This window comes from Floridaenema aerugineum BLCC-F46 (genome assembly GCF_041929345.1).
Classification (GTDB): Bacteria; Cyanobacteriota; Cyanobacteriia; order Cyanobacteriales; family Aerosakkonemataceae; genus Floridanema; species Floridanema aerugineum.
The window spans coordinates 18296-41881 of sequence record NZ_JBHFNQ010000109.1 but is presented as its reverse complement, the minus strand read 5'-3'; the positions used below and the strand labels follow the sequence as shown (position 1 = coordinate 41881).

At 42.2% G+C, this 23586-nt stretch carries 15 protein-coding genes; 12 read left to right on the top strand and 3 right to left on the bottom strand.

What is annotated here, in order from left to right:
- Positions 1-91 precede the first annotated feature (91 nt).
- Positions 92-922, bottom strand: a complete 831-nt coding sequence (locus tag ACE1CC_RS14490) for an alpha/beta hydrolase (RefSeq protein ID WP_413271141.1) — start codon at positions 920-922, stop codon at positions 92-94.
- 142 nt (positions 923-1064) lie between these two features.
- On the opposite strand from ACE1CC_RS14490, the gene gcvH reads away from it, so the two are divergent.
- Together gcvH and gcvP are read left to right on the top strand one after the other, a co-directional pair.
- A complete protein-coding gene (gene gcvH, locus ACE1CC_RS14485; protein ID WP_413271140.1) occupies positions 1065-1454 on the top strand; it encodes a glycine cleavage system protein GcvH in 390 nt (129 codons plus the stop codon).
- Between the two features lie 174 nt (positions 1455-1628).
- Entirely contained in the window at positions 1629-4556 is a 2928-nt protein-coding gene (gene gcvP, locus ACE1CC_RS14480; protein WP_413271139.1) for an aminomethyl-transferring glycine dehydrogenase, read from the top strand.
- A gap of 462 nt (positions 4557-5018) precedes the next feature.
- Here gcvP and ACE1CC_RS14475 read toward each other — a convergent pair whose 3' ends face one another.
- Positions 5019-5174 (bottom strand): hypothetical protein, encoded by a 156-nt coding sequence (locus ACE1CC_RS14475; protein WP_413271138.1) that lies wholly within the window; start codon positions 5172-5174, stop codon positions 5019-5021.
- A gap of 268 nt (positions 5175-5442) precedes the next feature.
- Here ACE1CC_RS14475 and ACE1CC_RS14470 point away from each other — a divergent pair, with 268 nt between their 5' ends.
- The 4 genes from ACE1CC_RS14470 to ACE1CC_RS14455 all read left to right on the top strand — a co-directional run bounded on the left by ACE1CC_RS14470 (position 5443) and on the right by ACE1CC_RS14455 (position 13583).
- On the top strand, positions 5443-7191 hold the full coding sequence (locus tag ACE1CC_RS14470; RefSeq protein ID WP_413271137.1) for a hypothetical protein: 1749 nt from the start codon (positions 5443-5445) through the stop codon (positions 7189-7191).
- Between the two features lie 560 nt (positions 7192-7751).
- Positions 7752-8951, top strand: a complete 1200-nt coding sequence (locus ACE1CC_RS14465; RefSeq protein WP_413271136.1) for a glycosyltransferase — start codon at positions 7752-7754, stop codon at positions 8949-8951.
- Positions 8952-9347: 396 nt separating this feature from the next.
- The gene (locus ACE1CC_RS14460; RefSeq protein ID WP_413271135.1) at positions 9348-12137 is read left to right on the top strand and encodes a glycosyl hydrolase family 28-related protein; all 2790 of its coding nucleotides are present in this window, start codon (positions 9348-9350) and stop codon (positions 12135-12137) included.
- Positions 12138-12245: 108 nt separating this feature from the next.
- The gene (locus ACE1CC_RS14455) at positions 12246-13583 is read left to right on the top strand and encodes a hypothetical protein (RefSeq protein ID WP_413271134.1); all 1338 of its coding nucleotides are present in this window, start codon (positions 12246-12248) and stop codon (positions 13581-13583) included.
- Positions 13584-13691: 108 nt separating this feature from the next.
- Here ACE1CC_RS14455 and ACE1CC_RS14450 read toward each other — a convergent pair whose 3' ends face one another.
- Positions 13692-13889, bottom strand: coding sequence for a hypothetical protein (locus ACE1CC_RS14450; protein WP_413271133.1), 198 nt, complete (start codon positions 13887-13889; stop codon positions 13692-13694).
- A gap of 460 nt (positions 13890-14349) precedes the next feature.
- On the opposite strand from ACE1CC_RS14450, the gene ACE1CC_RS14445 reads away from it, so the two are divergent.
- The 6 genes from ACE1CC_RS14445 to ACE1CC_RS14420 all read left to right on the top strand — a co-directional run bounded on the left by ACE1CC_RS14445 (position 14350) and on the right by ACE1CC_RS14420 (position 23542).
- Positions 14350-16662, top strand: coding sequence for a GumC family protein (locus ACE1CC_RS14445; protein ID WP_413271132.1), 2313 nt, complete (start codon positions 14350-14352; stop codon positions 16660-16662).
- 360 nt (positions 16663-17022) lie between these two features.
- Positions 17023-17745, top strand: a complete 723-nt coding sequence (locus ACE1CC_RS14440; RefSeq protein ID WP_413271131.1) for a YdcF family protein — start codon at positions 17023-17025, stop codon at positions 17743-17745.
- 195 nt (positions 17746-17940) lie between these two features.
- Positions 17941-19578 (top strand): GMC oxidoreductase, encoded by a 1638-nt coding sequence (locus ACE1CC_RS14435; protein WP_413271130.1) that lies wholly within the window; start codon positions 17941-17943, stop codon positions 19576-19578.
- Positions 19579-20089: 511 nt separating this feature from the next.
- The gene (locus ACE1CC_RS14430) at positions 20090-20965 is read left to right on the top strand and encodes a glycosyltransferase (protein ID WP_413271129.1); all 876 of its coding nucleotides are present in this window, start codon (positions 20090-20092) and stop codon (positions 20963-20965) included.
- A gap of 60 nt (positions 20966-21025) precedes the next feature.
- The gene (locus tag ACE1CC_RS14425) at positions 21026-22189 is read left to right on the top strand and encodes an NAD-dependent epimerase/dehydratase family protein (protein WP_413271128.1); all 1164 of its coding nucleotides are present in this window, start codon (positions 21026-21028) and stop codon (positions 22187-22189) included.
- Between the two features lie 87 nt (positions 22190-22276).
- On the top strand, positions 22277-23542 hold the full coding sequence (locus ACE1CC_RS14420; RefSeq protein WP_413271142.1) for a glycosyltransferase family 4 protein: 1266 nt from the start codon (positions 22277-22279) through the stop codon (positions 23540-23542).
- Positions 23543-23586: the final 44 nt, after the last annotated feature.

Below are 23586 nucleotides of genomic sequence, written 5' to 3'. Positions count from 1 at the left end.
TTTCTTCCCATAAATATTTTTTTTTTTTCTTTGTTTGTTTTGGGCGCTTCGTCTAAACCTTGTACCCCAAAACCCCCAACAACGTACATTTTTACTTTGACTGATGCTGAGAAACTAATTTAGTAAATTCTTGCAAAGCTCGATCGTATTCTTTACCTGCTGCATCTTTAAAATCATTATGTCCAGCAGTTTCCACAACTAAAACTCGCTTCGGTTCATTGGCAGCAGCAAACAGTTCTCTTCCGTGCCAATATGGAATAACTCGATCGGCTTTACCATACATGATTAACACTGGCGATCGCACCTTTTTAATTTTTTCGATATTATTGAACTTATCAAAAGGAAACAGCGTAATCTGTGTTACCACTCGAAAAGTACTGACAAAAGTATTCTCTAAAATTAACCCTCCTACAGGTTTCCGACTCGCTAAATCTACAGATGGCCCACCACCAACAGAACGACCATAGAGTATAATTTTGTTGGGACTTACACCTAACTTTTGTGTTAGATAATCATAAGCAGCATCAATATCTTTATAAGCATTTTTTTCGGTGGGATTTCCTTGACTCGTACCATATCCGCGATAATCATAAGCAAATACCGCAAATCCCAAGTTTCGCAACTGTTCCAGTATGATCAGACTGTCGCCTAAATCTTCTGCATTCCCATGACTGTAGAGAATGGTAAACTTAGCTTGAGGATTAGGTAAGTAGACTGCAGAGATTTTCACCCCATCTTTAGTAGTTAACTTGAGAATCTGATTGTTATCTTGGTAAGTGGATGGTTGGGGTAAAAAAATCATCCGATCGCTAAAAAAATAAGCATATAAGCCAACACAAGCATAGATAAAAATGATCGATCGCATAACTCGTAACCAAGAAAATTCACCTATTAGCAGTTTTTTCAAAATTTGTTTATTCATAATGAGTAGCTAACAATCAGGCTGATAAAATTAGCTTTCAGGGGAAATAACCCGATAATCTGTACCTATATCCAAGATCTGTCAGTTCTGCCCAAAACGCAACTGCAAAATCATTAAATCTCTATCTTTGTGAGGAAGTTAAATGTCCCTCGAATATCCCGATGACCTGAAATACCTCGACACCCACGAATATATCCGTGTAGATGGCGAAATTGCTACGATCGGCATTAGCGCCTTCGCCGTAGACCAACTAGGTGACATCGTATTTCTGGACTTGTCAGAAATTGGCGACGCACTTAGCAAAGGAGAATCTTTCGGAACAGTTGAATCCGTAAAAGCAGTAGAAGACCTCAAAGCCCCTGTTACCGGGACAGTCGTCGAACGCAACGAAGCAATGATTCAAACACCAGAAGAAATAGGCGAAGACCCCTACGGCGAAGGATGGTTACTCAAAGTCCGCATCGACGACCCCGACGAAATCAATGATGCCCTATCCGCTGACGAGTATCGCGCCCAAGTTGAAGGCGAGTAGGGACTGGGGACTGGGGACTCTTGGGACAAGGGGACTCTTGAGACAAGGGGACAATTTAATTCGCACCTGCACCCCTGCACCCCTGCCCCCTGCACCCCTGCCCCCCCTGCACCCCTGCCCTATATGGCAAATACTTGTTAAAACTTAATTAAGTCAATTGTGGAGAATCATTAAGTGGCAACTTCTAGCCCTTCTACCAAGTCTAGCCTTCAAGTCGGACAAACAGACAGTTTTGCTACCAGGCATATTGGCCCCAGCCCAGAAGAAATTAAACAAATGCTGGAATTATTGGGGCTTTCTAGCTTAGATGAACTCATAGAAAAAACTATTCCCCAAGCAATTCGCATCTCTCGTCCCTTACAATTACCAACCGCCCAAAGTGAATATACAGCCCTTGCCAATTTAAAAGAAATTGCTTCCAAAAATCAGATATTTCGCTCTTTTATTGGCATGGGTTATTCTGATTGCATCACCCCACCTGTTATTCTGAGAAACATTTTAGAAAATCCCGGTTGGTACACAGCTTACACACCCTACCAAGCAGAAATTGCCCAAGGAAGATTAGAAGCATTATTAAATTTTCAAACCATGATTATCGAATTAACAGGTTTGGAAATTGCCAACGCTTCCTTATTAGATGAAGCTACCGCAGCCGCCGAAGCCATGACCTTGAGTTATGGTGTATCTAAAAATAAAGCTAAAGCTTTCTTCGTTTCTCAAGATTGCCATCCCCAAACAATTGAAGTCGTCCAAACTCGCGCCTATCCTTTAGGAATTGAAGTCATCGTTGGCAACCATGAAAATTTCGCCTTTGACCAACCAATTTTCGGCGCGTTACTACAATATCCCGCAACCGATGGCACAATTTATGATTACCGGAAATTCATCGAACAAGCACATAAAGTTGGTGCATTAGTCACAGTAGCCGCAGATATTTTAAGCTTAACTTTACTCACTCCCCCCGGCGAATTCGGTGCTGATATTGCCGTAGGAAATACCCAGCGTTTTGGCGTACCTTTAGGTTATGGTGGCCCTCACGCCGCATATTTCGCCACCAAAGAAGAGTTTAAACGCCAAGTTCCGGGCAGAATTGTTGGTGTTTCTAAAGATGCTAATGGAAAACCAGCTTTACGTTTAGCATTGCAAACTCGCGAACAGCATATTCGCCGGGAAAAAGCTACAAGTAATATTTGTACTGCCCAAGTTCTACTAGCCGTAATTGCTAGTATGTATGCGGTTTATCATGGGGCGGCTGGAATAAAGAGAATTGCTGGAAATATTCATCAGTTAACAAACCTTTTAGCTGAAGGATTAAAGCAGTTAGGTTACAAAATCACTGGCGAATATTTCTTTGATACGATTCGGGTAGACTTGGGAAGTCGCAGTCTAACAGAAATTCTCCAAGCTGCGGAAGTTCAGCAAATCAACCTGCGAGTCTTTGATGACAAATCTGTGGGTATTTCCTTAGACGAAACTACCACTATCAAAGATTTACAAGACATTTGGCAAATCTTCGCACTAGGGGAAGATTTACCTTTTAATGCGGCAGAATTTGTCGGTGTAATTCATGAATGTGTAGGGGTAATTCATGAATTACCCCTACACATTCCCAATTCTTTAACTCGAAATAGCAATTACTTAACTCATCCCGTCTTTAACCAATATCATTCGGAAACCGAACTATTGCGTTATCTCCATCGTTTACAAGCCAAAGATTTATCATTGACAACTTCAATGATTCCTTTAGGTTCTTGTACCATGAAGTTAAACTCAACGGCGGAAATGATTCCCGTAACTTGGGCGGAGTTTGGGAAAATTCACCCCTTTGCACCCCTTTCCCAAACTAGGGGTTATCAAGTAATGTTCCAGCAGTTAGAAGAATGGTTGGCGGAAATTACAGGTTTTGCGGCAGTTTCTTTGCAACCAAATGCAGGTTCTCAAGGTGAATATGCTGGGCTTTTAGTGATTCGAGAATATCATGAAAATCGGGGAGAAAATCATCGCAATGTTTGTTTAATTCCGCAGTCTGCACATGGGACAAACCCCGCTAGTGCGGTAATGTGTGGTTTAAAAGTTGTGCCTATTAATTGCGATGAACAGGGAAATATTGATGTTGCAGATTTGAAAAATAAGGCGGAAAAACACAGCAAAGAATTAGCCGCTTTAATGGTGACTTATCCTTCTACTCACGGGGTTTTTGAGTCAGAAATTAAGGATATTTGTGAAATAGTTCACTCTCACGGCGGACAAGTTTATATGGATGGGGCTAATATGAATGCCCAAGTAGGTTTGTGTCGTCCGGGAGATTTTGGCGCTGATGTTTGCCATTTGAACTTACACAAAACTTTCTGTATTCCTCATGGTGGTGGTGGTCCCGGAATGGGTCCGATCGCAGTATCATCCCATTTAGCACCTTTCCTCCCCAGTCATTCTGTAGTAAAAATGGGAGAACAAACTGGAATAGGCGCGGTTTCTGCGGCACCTTGGGGTAGTTCTAGTATCCTGCCAATTTCTTGGATGTACATCGCAATGATGGGCGGGGAAGGGTTAACTGAAGCTACCAAAGTGGCGATTCTTAATGCTAATTATATGGCTCGTCGTTTACAAGATTATTATCCAGTTTTGTACAAGGGAAATAATGGTTTTGTGGCGCATGAGTGTATTTTGGATTTGCGATCGCTCAAAAAATCTGCTGCCATAGAAGTAGATGATATCGCTAAGCGATTAATGGATTATGGTTTTCACGCCCCTACCGTTTCTTGGCCTGTTGCAGGTACAGTAATGGTAGAACCAACCGAAAGCGAATCAAAAGCAGAATTAGACCGTTTTTGTGATGCCATGATCGCCATTCGTCAGGAAATCGCCGAGATTGAAACAGGCAAAGTTGATGCGGAAAATAATGTCTTGAAAAATGCACCTCATACCGCAGAAACTTTAATTACTGATGATTGGAATCGTCCCTATTCTCGCACTCAAGCAGCTTATCCAGCACCTTGGTTAAAAGAATACAAATATTGGCCTCCTGTCAGTAGAATTGATAATGCTTTTGGCGATCGTAATTTTGTCTGTTCCTGTTTACCGATGTCAGCTTATAACGAGTAAGTAGGTAGATATAAGAAAACTGAGGCGGGCAGGATGCCCACCCCACAAGAAAGCTGCAACTCTTGTGGGGTGGGCATCTTGCCCGCCTCATCCAAAGATAACTATTCTTACTTTATTTATTTACACCTACTTAATTGGTGATTAGGGACTTCGCATCAGCAAAGTTGAATATTGCTAGATATCCTGGCAATATGTCTGTGATTCCAGCTTGGAACTTTTCCTTTTAGTTTAAGAGCATAATTATATTACCCTGAAAATGGTATTTATCAATACCAAACTATTTAAAAAAAATATAAAGTTTTTATATGTTAATCATAGATTTTTTTATAAATTAATTATATTTTTTCTTCTACCAACAAAAAGTTTATTAGTGTTAAAATTATAATAGCTCTTTATTTGAGCCTTTTAGGGTGATACTGAACCAAGCCATTTTCACAGAATAAACTGGGTTTGCTGGCATTATTATCGGGGTGTGCCAGCATTGTTGTCCAGATAGTGAACCAAGCCATTTTCATAGAATAAACTGGGTTTGCTGGCATTATTATCGGGGTGTGCCAGCATTGTTGTCCAGATAGTGAACCAAGCCATTTTCACAGAATAAAGTAGGTTTGCTGGCATTATTATCGGGGTGTGCCAGGATTGTTGTCCAGATAGTGAACCAATCCATTTTCACAGAATAAAGTAGGTTTGCTGGCATTATTATCGGGGTGTGCCAGCATTGTTGTCCAGATAAAAGATTGACTGCGCTTTGATTTGTTCATTCTCAAAGTCCAGTCGAAATTTTTATACCTGCCTATAAATAATTATCAAGGCAATTCACCTGAATTGCTAATTGATAGTCGAGCATTTCGTTGATTTTCATCTCTTTAAAATCGACTCACTATTTATGCACACTCCACTCTCTAAAAAGATTGATCGACTTGAAAAAGCCTTAGCTCCTTTACATGAAAAATACGATCGATTAGCCAAAATGTTAAGAGTTCCATTTCGGGCGATCGGATTTTTCAAATTTCTTCAAGGCATTACCGTACACCCAACCCGTGAATCACTCCGCTATGCAGTAGCTCTGATGGATACAGAAGATCCTCAAATGTATCAGCGAGCCAGAGAAATAATACAACAAATCTTAAATTTACAAGACAAAGATTCCCACAGCAAAACTTATGGAATTTGGCCGAAATATCTCGAAGAAAAACCTTTTAAAATAGTTCAGCCCGATCCAAACTGGCGTGAATTTTTAGCTACACAACTACTACAACTCGCACTTTATCATCGTCCTAACTTACCTGTTAAGTTAATGGCTCAAGTCGATCGCGCTATCCTCTGCGCTGCAAGTAATATTCAACAGCGTGATACCCCTCTTGATTACACCAACATTGCCATTATGGGCATTTATGTAACCTTAGTTACAGGTCAAATCTACGAAATCAATGATTTGTACAATTATGGAATAAATCGTCTTCAGGAATTCTCTCAACACATCCTAGAACAAAATAATTTTACTGAATACAACAGTCCAGATTATACAGTTATTACCTTAGAAATTTTAGGTCGTCTGAGGCTATATGCCAACAATTTTAACAATGTCACAATAGCAGAACTAGTTGAACCACTCTATCGTTTAACTTGGACAGAAATAGCTGTTCATTTCCATCCCCCTACTCGCCAATGGGCAGGTCCCCATAGCCGAAGCTACAGCACCTTACTCCCAATAGAAGTATTAGCATTAATAGAACGCTCTACCTCAGAATTAATAGATTTTGGCACTTTGGAAAAGTACCCAGCCCTAGATGAATATCGCCTCCCCTTACCTTGTCCCGGAGATTTAGAAACACTATTTCTCCACTTAAATGAACCTCGGACTGTAACTCAAATCTTGTCTAAAAGATTACCCAATCAGGTTCTAACAACTTATCTTGCTCCCGCTTTTACCTTGGGAAGTGTTAATTACAGTGACTTTTGGCATCAGCGGCGACCTTTAATGATCTATTGGGGAACATATCAAGACCCAAGTTATTTAAGAGTACGCTGTTTATACAACAATGTAGATTACGCAGCAGCACAATTTTTCAGCGTGCAAAATGAGGGAAAAATTCTCAGCGGTGTTTCTTTTGCTACTGATATTAACCCGAGCAATCCTTACATTAGCCAAAAGAAGAAACATAATTCTCAATTACCGATCGAAGATTTGCGGTTGCGTTTTGAGTTTGGCGGTTCTATTGATAGGAAAAATCTCAAAGCTCAGCTTTCATCATTAGCTACTCTAAACTCAACTGTCTGTCTATCCTTTGGCGATTTAAATATTCAGATCCAAATTCCCTACGCACAATTTGGTCAATCAACAGGCAAATGGCAAATTCATCAAGACTCACAATGTTTTTATCTGGATGTGTTGCTATATTCTGGGAAGAACCAAGTATTTAATCTTTCTCATCTTAGCCAAAGCGCGATCGCATTTGCCCTCAAAGTAACAACTGAAAAAATTTTATCCTCTGAAGTCTCAATCAATATTGTTGATAACTGGCTAGAAATGGAGTGGGAAAATCTCAATCTTAAACTTTGGACTAAACCCGCCCAACAGCACTTTTTAAATATATCAGCTTGCTCATCCGTTGCAGGTAAAACAGTGTTTTGAAATATCTAAATCTTGGTGACAGACAATAAATAGGAGGTGGGGAGATACATAGCATTATTTTTTCCAGGACTTACGCAACTGGCACAATTAGTAGGGTGCTCTACTACACTCAAACCCTGATGCTGTCCATCAAATTTAAGGTCTGACGCACCCTACAACAAAAATTCAAGTGTGACACGCAGCTTTAGTCCTGTTTTCAATTTCGCAATAATCAAGTTTGCGGTGCTTCTCATGGATTAGGACTTACGCAATTCCACCAGTCTGTTGATTTGCTGATAACGTCTGTGTATGTGAGGAATACTTAAGGAATCCCAGCGGCATTATTTAGCAATTCTTCAACGTCTAGCAAAAATCACTGAGGCTTCAGACGTGAAAATGAAGTTATGGTAAAAAAATTTTAAAGAATTGGTTTAGACCAATAAAATTAAGCACAACTACTATGCAACTACTAGTAAAATTTGAACAGCAGTTGATTTAAGTCTCTATGACCATTATTGCCAATTAACCTTAACTAACCTTACATCTATTTAGTTCCACCTACTCAATAGCTAGCTAAACCAATGCGAATCCTGACAGTTCATAATTACTACCAACAACCTGGGGGCGAGGAGCAAATCTGGTCAACAGAGAGTGCATTGTTGGAATCTTACGGTCATGAAGTCCTGCGCTATACCTTAGATAATCATGATATCAAAGGGATGAATCCGTTGCTGTTGGCAAAAAATACGGTGTGGAACAGCAGGGCTTACCGAGATCTCCGATCGCTCATCCGCGACCAAAAACCGCAAATTGCTCACTTTCACAACACCTTCCCGCTAATTTCTCCCTCTGCCTATCATGCTGTCAAAGATGAAGGCATCCCAGTAGTCAAAACTTTACACAACTACCGATTACTCTGTCCTAATGCCCTATTTTTCCGTGAAGGAAAAGTCTGTGAGGATTGCTTAGGGAAACCGTTTCCCCTACCCGGAATCATTCACGCTTGTTATCGGGGTAGTAAATACAATAGCGCAATGGTTGCCACAACAATGAGCCTTCACTCGCTTTTGGGTACTTGGACTCAGGTCGTGGATGTATTTATTGCCTACAGTAAGTTTGCGATGGATAAATTCGTCGAGGGAGGAATACCCGCAGAAAAACTGGCATTCAAGACAAATTTTCTCCATCCTGCACCTCAACCTGGAGAAGGGAAAGGCGGGTACGGAGTGTTTGTCGGAAGGTTATCAGTGGAAAAAGGGCTGGGGGTAATGCTGGATGCTTGGAGACAACTAGGAGGTAAAGTTCCGCTCAAAATCGTGGGTGATGGCCCAATGAGAGGATTAGTCACGGAAGCAATCAAAGAAATGCCAGAGATTGAGTGGATGGGACGAATCCCTCTAGAACAAGTTTATGAAGTCATGGGGAATGCGGCGTTTTTTGTGTTTCCTTCCGAGTGGTACGAGACATTTGGGCGAGTGGCGATCGAAGCCTTTGCCAAAGGTACACCCGTCGTCGCCTCAAACATCGGGGCAATCAGCGAACTCATCGATCACGAACGCACTGGCTTACTTTTCAATCCTAGCGATCCTACCGACTTAGCAGCAAAAATCAATTGGCTATTAGCTAATCCCGATGCACTCAGTAAAATGCGTCAAGAAGTCCGTGCTGAATTTGAAGCAAAATATACAGCAGCCGACAATTACAAACGACTAATGGAAATCTATGAATCTGCTCTCTCGCAAAAAATCTCTGATGGGTGTTTGATAAAGATCGCCAATTAATTATCTTTAATCGATTTACCCAATCCCATAACAATTAAGTCATCAAGTGGGCAGAAAATTTTTGGCTTACCTGAGATAAATTTATCATGGACTTCACCAAAAAAAACCTTACCAAAAACATTACCAAAGTAGCAATATGGTTGAGGTTTTCTCATCATCAATAGCCCTAGAATATTTGCCTTTTCGTTTAAGATTGTATATAAATAATAAATCAAGGGAAAATCAAAGTAACTCCCAAATGCCAAGTATTTTTATTCAGGCTTTGTCCTGATATATTTAATGCTTAATAATGGCTGTAATGCTTATTTTGTAAGGATTAGATAGAAAATAATAAATATGTTTTGTTTTAAAAATTGATGGATTAAATGTATTTATAGCTGAGAAATTGGGGAAAATATGTGGTTTAATATTATTGGAAATAGGTTAGAAAAGCAAACCACAATAGGTTTGGTTTCTTTAATATCTATTAGTTTGTTGCTATTTTTATTAAGGTCAATGGATATAATTGGAAATGGCTTGCGTGGCGAGTACTTTGATAATGAGAACCTAACTAATCTCAAACTAACTCGCACAGATAGTATAGTGGATTTTAATTGGGGTACAGGTTCGCCCAATTCAGCGATCGGCTCCGATTATTTTTCAGTCCGCTGGACAGGACAGGTACAAGCTACAACCACTGGTAACTATACGTTTTTTGTTTCAGCAGATGATGGAGTCAGGCTGTGGGTAAATGGACAACAACTAATCAACGACTGGGAAGACTGGGGAACAGTCAGGGAGAGAAGCGGTTCAATCAGCCTCACTGGTGGTCAGAAATACGATATCCGGTTGGAATATTTAGAGGAAAATAATCAGGCGGTTGCCCGACTGCTGTGGTCGGGGCCTTCTGTGTCTAAGCAGGTGATTCCCCAAAGTCAGTTATATTCCACTCCCTTGGGAGGTACCACTCCCCCGGCTCCCCCGGCAGACACCACTCCACCAACCGCCAGTCTGACAGCCCCAGACATCTTGACTGAGGGCGGTACAACATACCAATTTAATGTCACATATTCGGACAATACAGCAATGAATGTAGCCACATTCGATGGGGGAGATATTTTAGTAACGGGTCCCAATGGCTTTAGCCAGATGGCAGCTTTGGTGAGTGTGAACAACAATACCAATGGCACACCACGCACGGCGACCTACCGAATCAGTGTTCCTGGTGGTACTTGGACGATCGACGATAACGGCACTTACACCTTCGCCTTACAACCCAACCAAGTCAGTGATACGAGTAACAATTTTGTGACTGCATCCACGTTGGGCAGTTTCCTGGTGAATGTGCCAGCACCACCAACCACAAATCCACCACCAAGTACCGGGAATAATGAAAATATAGTCTTTCCTGCTGATGCTGGGGTAATCAATGTCAAAACCCAGTTTGGTGCCAAGGGAGATGGGGTCACAGATGATACAGCGGCAATTCAAGCAGCGTTGAATGCCTATCCCAATGGCGGGAGAATTATTTATTTGCCAAACGGAACTTACCTGGTTTCCAATACCTTAAGTTGGCCCGCAGGCACTCCGGGTACAGGAAATGACTACAAGAACACAATTCTGCAAGGGCAAAGCCAGCAGGGGACGATCGTCAAGCTAAGGGATAATGCCCCTGGGTACACAAACACCAGCACACCGAAATCAGTAATTTACACCGGACCCAGCCCAGCCCAACGGTTTCGTAACTCGATTCGGAACTTGACACTGGATACAGGAGTGGGAAATGCTGGAGCGATCGGCATTCAGTTCAACGCCAACAACCAAGGAACCCTGCGGGAAGTAACGATTCGATCGAGAGATAGACAGGGAATCAATGGCTTGGATATGAATTTTACCGATGAAATCGGTCCGTTGTTGGTTAAAAACGTAACTGTTGATGGATTCCAATACGGCGTTCGCACTGGCTTCAACGTCAACAGCATGACCTTTGAAAATATCACCCTGCGGAACCAAAGCGTGTATGGATTCTACAATACAGGTCAGGTAGTCAATATCCGGGGATTAAACAGTACAAATGCCGTGACTGGGGTCTTCAATGCCGGAGGAAGAATGACTTTGATTGATTCCTCCTTAACTGGTACTGCTGGCGCAGCTAACAGACCAGCTATTGAAAGCAATTTCCAAAATGATTTACTAGCTCGCAACATTACAACTTCCGGTTATCAAGCTGCTCTCCGCAACGCCAATGTGACACAGGCTGGAGCGAATATCACGGAATTTGTCGGCGGTGGCGTGACGAGTCTGTTTACTTCACCGCAGCGAACTCTGAATCTGCCAATCAAGGAAACTCCTGATGTGCCTTGGGACGATCCGATCGCAACTCCTTGGGCAAATGTCACTTCTTTTGGCGCAATACCTAACGATGGGCTCGATGATACGGCGGCGATTCAAAGAGCGATCGATTCGGGAAGAACAACAGTTTACTTCCCCAATGGAACTTACCACTTGGGCGGTACAGTTCTCGTCCGCAACAATGTACGCCGCGTCATTGGTACTGAGGCAGGTATAATTGTCGGCAGTCAATCCAACCAAACCTATCCCGGCTTCAGATTAGTAGAAGGCAATAGCCCAGTAGTTGTATTTGAGCGGTTTTGGGGCGGTTTCTTCGCCAATCCAACTTTTGAGAATGCTTCTTCTCGGACGATCGTGATTCGTCACTCTTCAAATGTGTCGGGTAATATGACAGGTACCGGAGATGTATTTCTCGAAGATGTAGTCTCCAATCCTGTTTCCAACTGGACATTCAACAAGCAAAATATCTGGGCACGCCAACTCAACGTAGAGAATCAAGGAACCCACATCATCAATAATGGCGGAAATCTTTGGATTTTCGGGCTAAAAACCGAGCGGGGCGGTACACTAATTGATACGAGAGCAGGTGGAAAAACTGAGTTACTCGGTGGGTTTGCCTACACCACAACTACTGCTCCCAATGGTCAACAGAACGACCCGATGTTCATTAATAATGAGTCTTCGATTTCCATCAGTATGGCAGAAATTCAATTTGAAGACGATGAGGATTTTCAATACACCACCTACGTTCGGGAAACAAGGAACGGAGTGACCCGGAATCTAACTCGTAACGGTGTACTAAACTATATTAGTGGAAAACAAATTCCCCTTTACGTTGGCTACCTTGGTAACTAGAGTAGTCTATCGACTAGTATTGATAGTATTGACGATCGATTTATTTTCCCTGTCGTGTTTCTGCTCCGAGATAAATCAGTTCAGTCTCGAACTCCCAGAGGTTTTTAGATGACTAGAACATTAGAATCCGCTACCGCTAAAAAACCAAAAGGATACGTCACCAACGCGAATCTAACACTGTTTGGCATTGCTACCGCCCTATTTCCCCGGGTTCTCACAGCACTAAAAATTCCTTCTGCTATTAACTTTTTGCACTTTGCGGCAATACCATTTGCCTGTTGGTCAGTGGTAACAACATCCCGCAGCAAAGATCGCAAACAAATAGAGATTTCCCGGCAACTTTTGATTGGGATATTTCTGTTTTTCACCGTTACGATCGCCAGTGCTTTGCTCAATAATGCCGGAATAGTCAACGCTATCCTCAGCTTTTTGCTGTTGGGAGAACCTTTTATTTTGATCTTGACCATTGTATGTATGCCCATGTCGGCGGAGGGATTTCAGCGCTTCCGAAGTTATATTCTCGCATTTGCAATGATTAATATGCTCTTTGCCTATGTCCAGAAATATGTTTTTCGCATGGAAAACCTGATTGGTTTGGAAGACAATATTAAAGGAATTTTTATTGGGCAAGGGGCAGGTCATGTGATTGGTGGTTCCGTTGCCATGACCTTTGCCGTGTATTATTTTGTGAGTGCCAAGACTAAGCCACTTTGGTTTCGGATCGCGATCGTCCTTGCTTGTTTCAACCACATCGTGATCTCAGATACAAAACAAGTCTTACTTTCCTTTATTATTGGATATGTTCTTCTTTACCTGATCAATGTAAAAGACCTTGGCAAGACTTTGACCTATCTAATTCTTGGTGCTATCTTTCTAGGTGTCTTCTACTGGGCTATTTACAATATTGAAGCTCTTAAGGCTTTTACAACTTGGATCAGACCCGAACTCTACGGGCCTGATGGCGAAGCAACAAAGTTAAAATTTGCCACATTTCGCATCGTTCCTACCTACTTTGAATCTCCACTCAATTGGTTATTCGGTCTAGGCCCAGGGCATACTGTAGGACGATTAGGTGGCTGGATGTTAGAGAGTTACTGGAATTTACTACAACCTCTGGGCGCAACCATGCACCCTGCCAGCGTAGCTGTTTGGAGAGCCGTAAGTCAAAGTTGGTTAGGCGACCAATCCAGCCTATTTTCCCCTTTGTTCGGTTGGGCTGGCATCTGGGGAGATTTGGGAATTTTAGGACTGGGAACTTACTTCTACCTGGCATTTCTGATATGGTGCCATGTCTGCGTTATCGATCTTTCTAAGTACCTGATGCTAACCGTATTTGTGTTTGGCTTAGTGTTTTCCCAATTGGAAGAACCGGGCTATACTCTTTTCGTTGCCAGTATGATCGGCTTAGGATGGCAAGAACATAAATTTGAGACCCAGAAGAAATGAAACCCACAAAATTAAGCTGCTTTGAACCTATACCCTGGCTTAATCAAAACATGGTTTAGAAAGGCTCGTTGTTCACCAGTTCATTTGTCTATACGTTGAGAGGCTGGCTTACGGTAAATCAAAGTATGCCAGCACCTTCAGCACAACAGCCGTTACCACAATTTGTACAATTACTTGAACAGGTGTTTGTGCATTTCCACCGCCCTCACCACCTCCCCCTCCCCCTGCTAGAGCAGCAGATGTATAGATTGTGTTCAGTAACAAAGTAGTACAAACAGCGATTTTTAATAATTTAGATTTCATCATAAATTTATGAGGTCTAACAAACCAAATCATGTTACAGCAAAGCAAAATCATGCAACTTTCGGCGAAAGTTTGCTTTTGTATGATGGTATTGTATTCTCTGTAAATATACTATAATAATTTCATTCCTTAACATAAAGTTTATAAAATCAGGTACTTTCCTTAATAATTTCTTGAAAAAAGATGAGTTCCATAAAAAAACAACTAAAAAGTATATGGAGACTGGGTTGGCCAGCAGAAAATAGTTGTTTTAGGGTTAAACACATAATCTTTGCCAATGCTAAACTAGCTTCAGAATCTTTAGTTGGTAAACTGGTTCAAAAGCAAATTATTTGGCATCAAGGTGAAAATTTTGTTCCTCCGTACAACCTGTACTAAGGAGCTTACCCTGATTCTCGTCTCCCTGATAAGACTTGAATTTTTGTGGTACTACCTATGAGCAACCGCGCAGAGAGAAATCAAAATGGAGAACGAACAGCAGCTTCAGAAGATAACAATTCCAGTACCAGATCGTCGCTTTCAGAGGTTGCCCCAAGCCAGTAATTATTCGCAGTCCGGTAAGGATGGGGATGACGAAGGGGGATTAAACCTTGGGCAGGTTGTGGATGCTCTGCGTCGGAGGGTTTTAATCATTGCTGGGATGGCTGTAGTTGTTGCCGTCGCTGCTTCGGTGAAGGCGCGTGACACCAAACCGATCTATCAAGCAAGTTTCGAGATTTTGACTAAGCCAGTCACTGTGGAAACGCAGGTGATTTCGTCTGTTCCACAAACCTTGAGCAATAAAGAAGACCAGCAATCTGCCAAAGGAGTTGATCCGACAAAACTGAAAGTGTTGAAGAGCCCATCGGTTTTGTCCCCGATCGCCAAAAAACTGGAATCTGAGTACCCCGATATGGGTTACGATGAAATTGCCGCTAACCTGGTAGTCACTCCCGATCCAGCAAGTGAAATTTTGGCGGTGAGTTACCAAGACCAAGACCCAAAAAAAGTTAAAGCAATATTAGACCTAGTTGCAGAAGCCTATTTAAAATACAGCCTAGAAGAACGTCTAGCTGATGTCCGGCAAGGGATTCAGTTCGTGGATAATCAACTGCCACAACTGCAAAAGCGAGTGGAAACTATTCAAGATCAGCTACAGAAATTTCGACAGCAGTACAACCTGATCGATCCAGACTCGCAAGGAAAACAACTAACGGATCAGATAGCCAAGGTCGGACAACAGCGATTTGATGTCCAAGTTAAACTCAATGAAACGCGAACAATTTATGATAACTTGATCCGGGAGTTAGCAAAAGAAACAGATAGTACGGCAGCTTCCTCAGCATTAAGTGGAAATCCTAACTACCAGAAATTATTAAGTCAGATCCAGGATATAAAAGCCCAGGCGGCAAGAGATGGTTCTGTGTTTCAAGAGATCAGCCCAAAAATTCAAGTCTTGCGAGAGCAAGAAAAAAATCTGCTGCCGTTGTTAAAAAAGGAAGGGCAAAGAGTAGAGGCAGAGCTAGCTGGGAAAATTCGCGAATTAGAAGCCCAAGAGCAATTTTTTGCTCAGACAGAAAAAGATTTGATTCAGAGTATCAAACAATTATCAGCAGTTTCCCGTCAGTATACTGATATTCAAAGGGAGTTAAAAATCTCTACAGACAACCTGGATCAATTTTTAACGAAACGGGAAGCCCTTCGCATTGATGCTGGACAACGAAAAACTCCCTGGCAAATCCTTACCCCCCCGACAAACCCAACACCTTCTTCTGCTGATGTCAAGCGTAGTGGTATATTAGGGGCGGTTCTGGGACTGCTGCTTGGTGTAGGGGTGGCACTGCTACTGGAAAAACTCACTAATGCGATCCGCTCTGTCGATCAACTCAAGCTGTTGGCTAAGCTGCCAATTTTAGGGGTAATTCCTTACAATAAAGCACTGACTGGAGAAAAGCAAGAGTTAATTTCGCTCAAAACAATTACTTCTCTGGTCAGCAGATCTGGGATGGTTAAGCAAGTGCAGCAAAGGTTTGGGTTCAAGAGCGGTCATAATGGTATATTACGAGATTACACAAAATCTGCGTTTGTCGAAGCTTTTCGATCGCTCCATACCAATATCTTACTCCTGAGCCCAGATGCAAGAATTCGATCGATAGTTATTAGTTCTTCCATGCCGGGAGAAGGCAAATCTACAGTGTCAATTTATCTAGCACAAGCGGCAGCAGTGTTGGGTCAAAAAGTATTGCTAGTAGATGCGGATTTACGATTACCTAAGCTTCATCAACGCCTGGAGTTAGACAACTCTTTTGGTCTTAGTACATTAATTGCTTCGGAGAATCTGGACTTTGATATGGTAGTGCAAAGTTCTTATCTGGATAGTAATCTATCTGTTCTAACTTCGGGACAGGTTCCCCCTGATTCGACCAAACTGTTATCTTCTAAAAAGATGCAAGCTTTGATGCAGAAGTTTGAAGAAACCTACGACTTGGTTATTTACGATATGCCGCCCTTTGGGTTAGCAGATGTCAAAATACTTGCTCCCAATGTCGATGGAATCATTATGGTAGTTGGACTGAATAAAACAAAAGCTTCTATGTTGACAAATACACTAGAAGAACTGAGGTCATCGGCTATCAGTGTGTTGGGCATCGTTGCCAATGGCTCAAAGGATCAAAGTTCCTCAATGGATTCTTACAATCAGTATTATGAGTCTTCTGCAAAAACCCCGGTTTTTTCCATCAACGCAGCTAATACAAGTCTGGAACAGAATCCGGCTAAACTGACGACACTCGATTAAAAATAAAGTGGGAGGGTGAGAACCCCTGGATAAATCTCAGGGTATGAAACCCAACTCAAATATTTGCCAATCCAACAATAAGACTAGAACATGGGAGTCGGAGACACTTTAATTGTTAAATTAAAAACAATTATCGTTCGCTGGTGTCGATATTATTTGAATGTTGATTTTGATTCAGGTCTTGCTGTGATAGCAAGTTTTTGTGTTAAGAAAATTTGGGAGAAAATGTATATTGATTGTATAATTTTCTCAATCGTAAATAGAGTAACTTTAACTTTTGGAACTAGGTAAAATTTTCTTGAAGAATTGTTTTTCCCCAAAAATAACCGTTTTTGCTTGTAATAAATAATTGTATCTACGATGGAAGTACTAATTGTTCTGGTATTGATTGGGATTGTTTGGATGGTCAGCCCTAAACGGTGGCGAAAAAGATTTCTGCTTCCCTTCTGTGTGACGCTGGTGCTTTGTCTGGCAATTATGTCACCTTGGGGAGTGGATTTGGCAACTCAGGGAATGCTGGCTAACTTGCCACAGGATACTGGGGAAACTGTCCAAGCGATCGTAGTATTGGGGCGCGGGGATGACTTGCGCCAAAGACGGATTGAAAAGGTGGAAAAGCTCTGGCAACAGCAACGGTCATCTAGAGTGTTTGCCAGCGGGATGCTAGATGCTGAGTTCATGCTGGAACAGTTTGAGAAGAACGGGATTCCCAAAACAGCTTTGAGTGGAGAGCGCTGCTCTCAATCCACCGAGGAAAATGCTCTGTTTACATCAGCAGTGCTGTACCCTCAGCAAGTGCAGAAAATTATCCTGATTACCGATAGTCCTCATATAATGCGATCGATGTTAGTGTTTCAGGCTTCTGGATTTCAGGTCATTCCTCATCCGGTACCTCTGCCCGATCATTGGAGTGCTCCTCGTAAATCACTGTTACTGCTACGAGAATACGCAGGTCTAGTGAAATATTCTCTAACCGATCGGTTTCGGCAACGGACTGCTGAAGAATTGCGAAATCCGCCAGCTGATGTGGCTGATAAGCTAGTAAAGTGGAATTGTCAGTTGCCGATGGTCGATCGATCTTAAAAACGGGTGAAAGAGAAGTGCTTAAGCGTTACTTTACAAAAAATCTCTTAGCTTTGAAGATTCCATAAAGATAGGTGAGTTTGCTACCCAGATTTTTGATGAAGTAGATTACTAAACGTAAAATTGATGAAGCACTTCCCAGAAACCTAAGTAAATAGTTAGAACCATCAAACGGTTTATTAATACAGAAGACCTATGATAATTGATGCTCGCTCCCTACCACCCGATGAAGTTCTGGAAACGCACGTTTGTATCGTTGGTGCAGGCCCAGCAGGGATTACCTTAGCCTTGGAGTTTGCTAACCAAAATTTCCAGGTTTGTTTGGTGGAAAGTGGTGGATTTGACTACGATCAAGAAACTCAATCTCTATTGGATGGAGTGGTCGTTGGCGATCCCTATCCCCGCTTGCATGAAGGTCGCCGTCGTCAGTTTGGCGGAGCCTCTCATTGGTGGGGAGCGCCAAATAGTCACAAGGATGCTGGCTTTCGCTGTATCCCCCTCGATCCGATCGATTTTGAACAACGAGATTGGCTACCCTACAGTGGTTGGGCAATAAATAAAACTGATTTAGACCCCTATTATGAGCGGGCGCACCAACTTTGTAAGATTGGCCCTTATACCTACGAACCCGAAGATTGGGAAGATAAACGAGCAGTGCGGTTGCCTTTTAAGAGCGATCGCATGACCACCCGAATCAGCCAGTTTGGTTCCAAAACTCCTTTCACCCAAGAGTATCGCGAAACAATTAAGCAGTCAAAAAATATCACCACCCTGCTTTATGCCAATGTGGTGGAACTGGAAACTGATGAAAGTACGCAAGCAGTGTCTCGCCTCCGCATTGTCTGTTTATCTAATAAGCAAGTTTGGTTGAAGGCAAAAGTAGTAATTTTAGCCACAGGGGGATTGGAAAACGCCCGATTATTGTTAGCATCGAATCGGCAACAGCCAGCAGGATTAGGGAACCAAAACGATCTGGTGGGTCGCTATTTTATGGATCGGCCCATTCTTAGTGCTAAGATAATTCCCTCCAATCACCAGCTGTTCGATCTTACTGCCCTGTACGACATCTACACCGTGAGAGGCGTGCCGATTATGGGGTGGGTGAAACTGACAGAGGAAGTGATTCGCCGGGAACGCTTACTGAACAACGGCGCACAACTATTTCCCAGACCACTAGCACATCAAAAAGAAGCTACCCTGGCTTTGCGAGCGCTGATCTCATCGATTCGCGAAGGCAAATCGCCCCAAGATTTATCCAAGTATCTGAGTGTAGCGCTGCAAGGGGTTGATTATCTTGTAGCAGCAGGCTTTTGGGCTGCTGTGAGAAAGTTGCCATCCTTGCAACGTGGCGATTGGTCTTATTTGCCTTACGAAAAACGGCGGTTCTCGGAATTTGAAATATTTTACCAAATGGAGCAAGCCCCCGACCCTAACAACCGGGTTATGCTTAGTTCAGAACGCGATCGCTTGGGTCAACCGAAAACCGAAGTTCATTGGCGCTTGAATCGAATTGATATTGACAATGCTAGACGAGTTCAAGAAATTTGGGCCGAAGAATTTGCCAAAGCTGGATATGGACAGTTAGTGTTTTCCAAAGAAGGGGAACCGCTGAAATTTGAAAAAGAAGCGATGCACCATCACATGGGAACAACGCGAATGCACGTTAATCCAAAACAGGGCGTGGTAGACGCGAACTGTCAGGTTCATGGTATCCCGAATCTGTTCGTTGCTAGTTGCTCGGTCTTCCCAACAGCGGGCTATTCCAACCCAACTCTGACTATCCTGGCGCTGTCCATCAGAGTTGCAGATCATGTTAAGACATTGATGAACTGAGTTTAAGGGAATCGCAAAAACAAAGGAGCGAGTAGGTTTGTGGGGAATCGATCGAGCGAACTCTTTCACTGTAACGCGCTGGAAGTAGAAGCGAGCGATCGATTCGCACTTAAGTAATTAAAAGCAACGCTCAAATCGCTTTTACCATTCCTATTGATTCACAAATGTTAAAAAGCCCTAAGCTGTTGAGCATTTAAATTTTTTCCCTGAAAGCTTTGCTAAAAGGAATCCTAAGTTGCCAAAATTACAGTTTAAATGCCTGTTTGCTGCTCTAAGTTTATCTATGTTGTCCTAAATTATCTTCATCTGAAAACGACAAAACAGTACTAATGTAAAGGAAATGTCAAGATTGGACAAAGATAATCAGTAAAATCGACAATGCTTATGCCAATGTGATATTGTTTAATGGAGAGCAATAAATATTAACACCTACTGAACAAATATTTGTACTTAATTCAGGCGAAAAAGCTCGAAACAAGTTAGTTAAAAAGCAAATTACTGGATGGTAAAAATGGGACAGTTTAGCCATTACATTCTCACTAAGTTCAACGTCAGAAATTTCCCAGACCTAAGACCAGGCTGTGACCCAGCTTGGCTAGAAAGGAGATTTAAACTATTCGACCAATATTGTTTCCCATCGGTATCCAGTCAATCCAACCAAAACTTTCAATGGTTGGTTTTTTTTGATGTAGATACACCTGAGCCATTCAAACAGAAGATTTCTGAATACGCTAACAAGTGGAAGAACTTCGTTCCAGTCTACCTAGATTGTCCGTTCCCTTATGGTCAATTTACTGATGAAGTAAGAGCAGTCGTCCGCAACTACATTCCAGCTGAGTGTGAATACCTGATTACGACTTGGCTAGATAATGATGATGCGATCCACAAAGATTATGTCCAGATGATTCAGGACAACTTCAATCAGCAAGAATGTGAGACTGTTAACTTCTTCTTTGGCTACCAACTGGCGGAAGGTAAGCTTTACTTTGATTTTGAACTGGCAAGTCACTTCATTAGCTTGATTGAAAAATACAATCCAGATTCATTCAATACAGTTCATAGTAGACCACACAAAGAATTATATGAAGTGTGTAAATCTGCGAAGAAAGTATTTTGTAAACCAGCTTGGATCGAAGTGGTGCATGGTACCAATTACATGAATCTTTATCGGAAAGGTTTTCGAGTTCCAACAGGAAATATTTTGGAGAATTTTTCCATCAAAACTGAGCAACCGAAAGATGGCGAAAAAACCATTCCGTTTCTGCTAGAACAAGCAAAAATTACGGTTTTCTTTCCTTATTACTTCCTGAGAAAAGTGTTTCTCCGAATCAAACATAAGCAACTCACAGAGTTAGCAATGAGTCGCTTCGCAGTTAAAAGTTACTAATTGGGATTGGGGTAGGGGCGATTCATGAATCGCCCCTACGATTGGGGAAGATTTTACCCAATGACAAATGACAAACAACTAATGACAAATGGGAAAATTATGAAAATTTTGATTACTGGTGGTGCAGGTTTTATTGGTAAGTGGCTGATTGAAAAGATGCCATCTGATGTAGAAGTTGTGATCGTTGATTCTCTGGATGAACAAGTTCATCGGAGATCTAAGGATTTTGCACCTGAGTTATTAGCCCGTGCTAAATGTATCAAAGCAGATGTTCAGGATATTGGGGAACACAAAGAGGCGATCGAAGGAACAGACGTAGTAATTCACCTGGCGGCGCAAACTGGCACAGGTCAATCAATGTATGAAATCAGTAGATATGTACAACAGAATGCAAATGGGACTGCAAAGCTGTTAGAACTGATTTCCAGCCTAGAACACAAACCGCGCCGAATTGTAGTGTCCTCCAGTCGAGCAGTTTACGGGGATGGCGCTTACAGTGATGGGAAATCGATTCTTTATTCTCAAGGGCGACGAGTAGAAGATTTGCAAAACGGGATTTGGGAAGTTTGTGGCGCTGATGGTCAACCTTTAAAATCCCTGCCAATGCACGAAAGTCACCTGACTAAACCGACATCTGTATATGGGTTTACAAAATTGTGGCAGGAGCAATTATTACAAGTTTACTGTGAGAGTCAGGGGATCGATCTAGTAACTTTGAGATTTCAAAATGTGTATGGGCCGAAGCAAGAATTGGGCAATCCTTACACGGGAATTATTGGTATTTTTACAAATGCGATCGTCCAAGGAAACCGTCTAGAACTTTTTGAAGATGGTAAGGTAACGCGAGATTTCGTGTTTGTTGGCGATATTGCTGATGCAGTACTCGAATGTGCTACCTACGAAAAACCCTTAAACACCATCCTGAATGTTGGTAGCGGTGTAGCAGTAACTTTAGTAGAAGTTGTAGAAACGATCGCGGAAGTAATTGGCAAAAAAGCAGAGTATACTATCTCTGGTCGGTTCAGAGTCGGAGATGTACGCCATGCGATCGCAGACATGGAAAATTACAAAACCACATTGGGACACTGGACACCCACATCCCTGAAAGAGGGAATTTCTCAATACTTAAAGTGGTACTTGAATCAGGAACCACTAGAACAAGCTACTCTAGAAGCATCCCTGCGCGAAATGGAGCAAAAGGGTTTGTTGTTAGCCAAGAAATAACCTATCAGCCGTTGGTCATTAGTTATTAGTCATTTGCCAATGACCAATGACCAATGACCAATGACCAATGACCAACGACCAACAAATATGGACATTTTACATCTAAGTACATCTGATATTGATAACGGAGGAGCAAGGGCTGCCTATCGGCTGCACGATGGATTGCGATCGATCGGTTGCACCTCTAAAATGTTGGTACGCGCCAAATTTAGTTCCGATCCCACAGTGATACCTGAAGGATCGCCACTTACCAAGCTGGGTCCTCCCATATCGGGACTTCCGTTGCGGTTGTACCCAAAGTGCAACTCTTCAATGTTCTCTACCCAATGGTTTCCTGATGTCCTTGCTAAGAGAGTTAGTCAGTTCAATCCAGACATTGTTCATTTGCACTGGATTTGCAACGGCTATCTCCGAATCGAAACACTGCCTAAATTTAGTCAACCTCTGGTTTGGACTCTGCATGATATGTGGCCGTTCACCGGAGGATGTGACTATAACCGGGACTGTGAAAAATACAAAAAGTCTTGCGGTGAATGTCCGCAGTTAGAGAGTTCTCGAGCGTCGGATCTCTCCCGTTGGGTGTGGAATCGGAAAGCTAAATTCTGGCAAAACGCTAATTTGACCATTGTAGCAACAACTTCATGGATGGCTGATTGTGCCCGTTCTAGCTCATTATTCAAAAACAGAAGGATCGAAGTGATTCCTTTAGGATTGGATACTGAGAAATACAAACCAATTAATCGGCAAGTTGCGCGTGAATTACTGAATCTTCCCCAAGATAAACAACTAGTTCTCTTTGGAGCTATTAATTCTACATCAGATGCTAGAAAAGGATTTCAGTTTCTACTTCCGGCTTTGCAAAGACTTAGCGTCTCTGGTTGGAAAGATCAGATAGAACTTGTGGTTTTTGGTGCCTCGAAACCGGAAAAACCGATCGACTTAGGGTTTAACACTCATTACTTGGGGCGTGTTCATGATGATATTTCCCTGGCGTTGATATATTCAGCGGCAGATGTAATGGTTGTGCCATCAGTACAAGAAGCCTTTGGTCAAACTGCTTCTGAGGCGTTTTCCTGTGGGACTCCAGTAGTTGCTTTTGATGGTACTGGATTGAAGGATATTGTTGACCATCAACAAAATGGTTATCTAGCGACTCCCTTTGAAGTGGACGATTTAGCGAAAGGCATTGCTTGGATACTCGAAGATGGAGAACGTCAGCAAAAATTACGGTTTGAGGCCAGACAAAAAAGTTTGCGAGAATTCGCTAAGGAAGTCCAAGCCCGCCGTTATCTCTCTCTATACGAAGAAATTAAGGGAGCATCAGTGTCAGAAGGCTTTGTTAAAAGTTCGTAATGTGAGAAAATATAGAACAATTAGGGGCATACGAGTTTAATTAA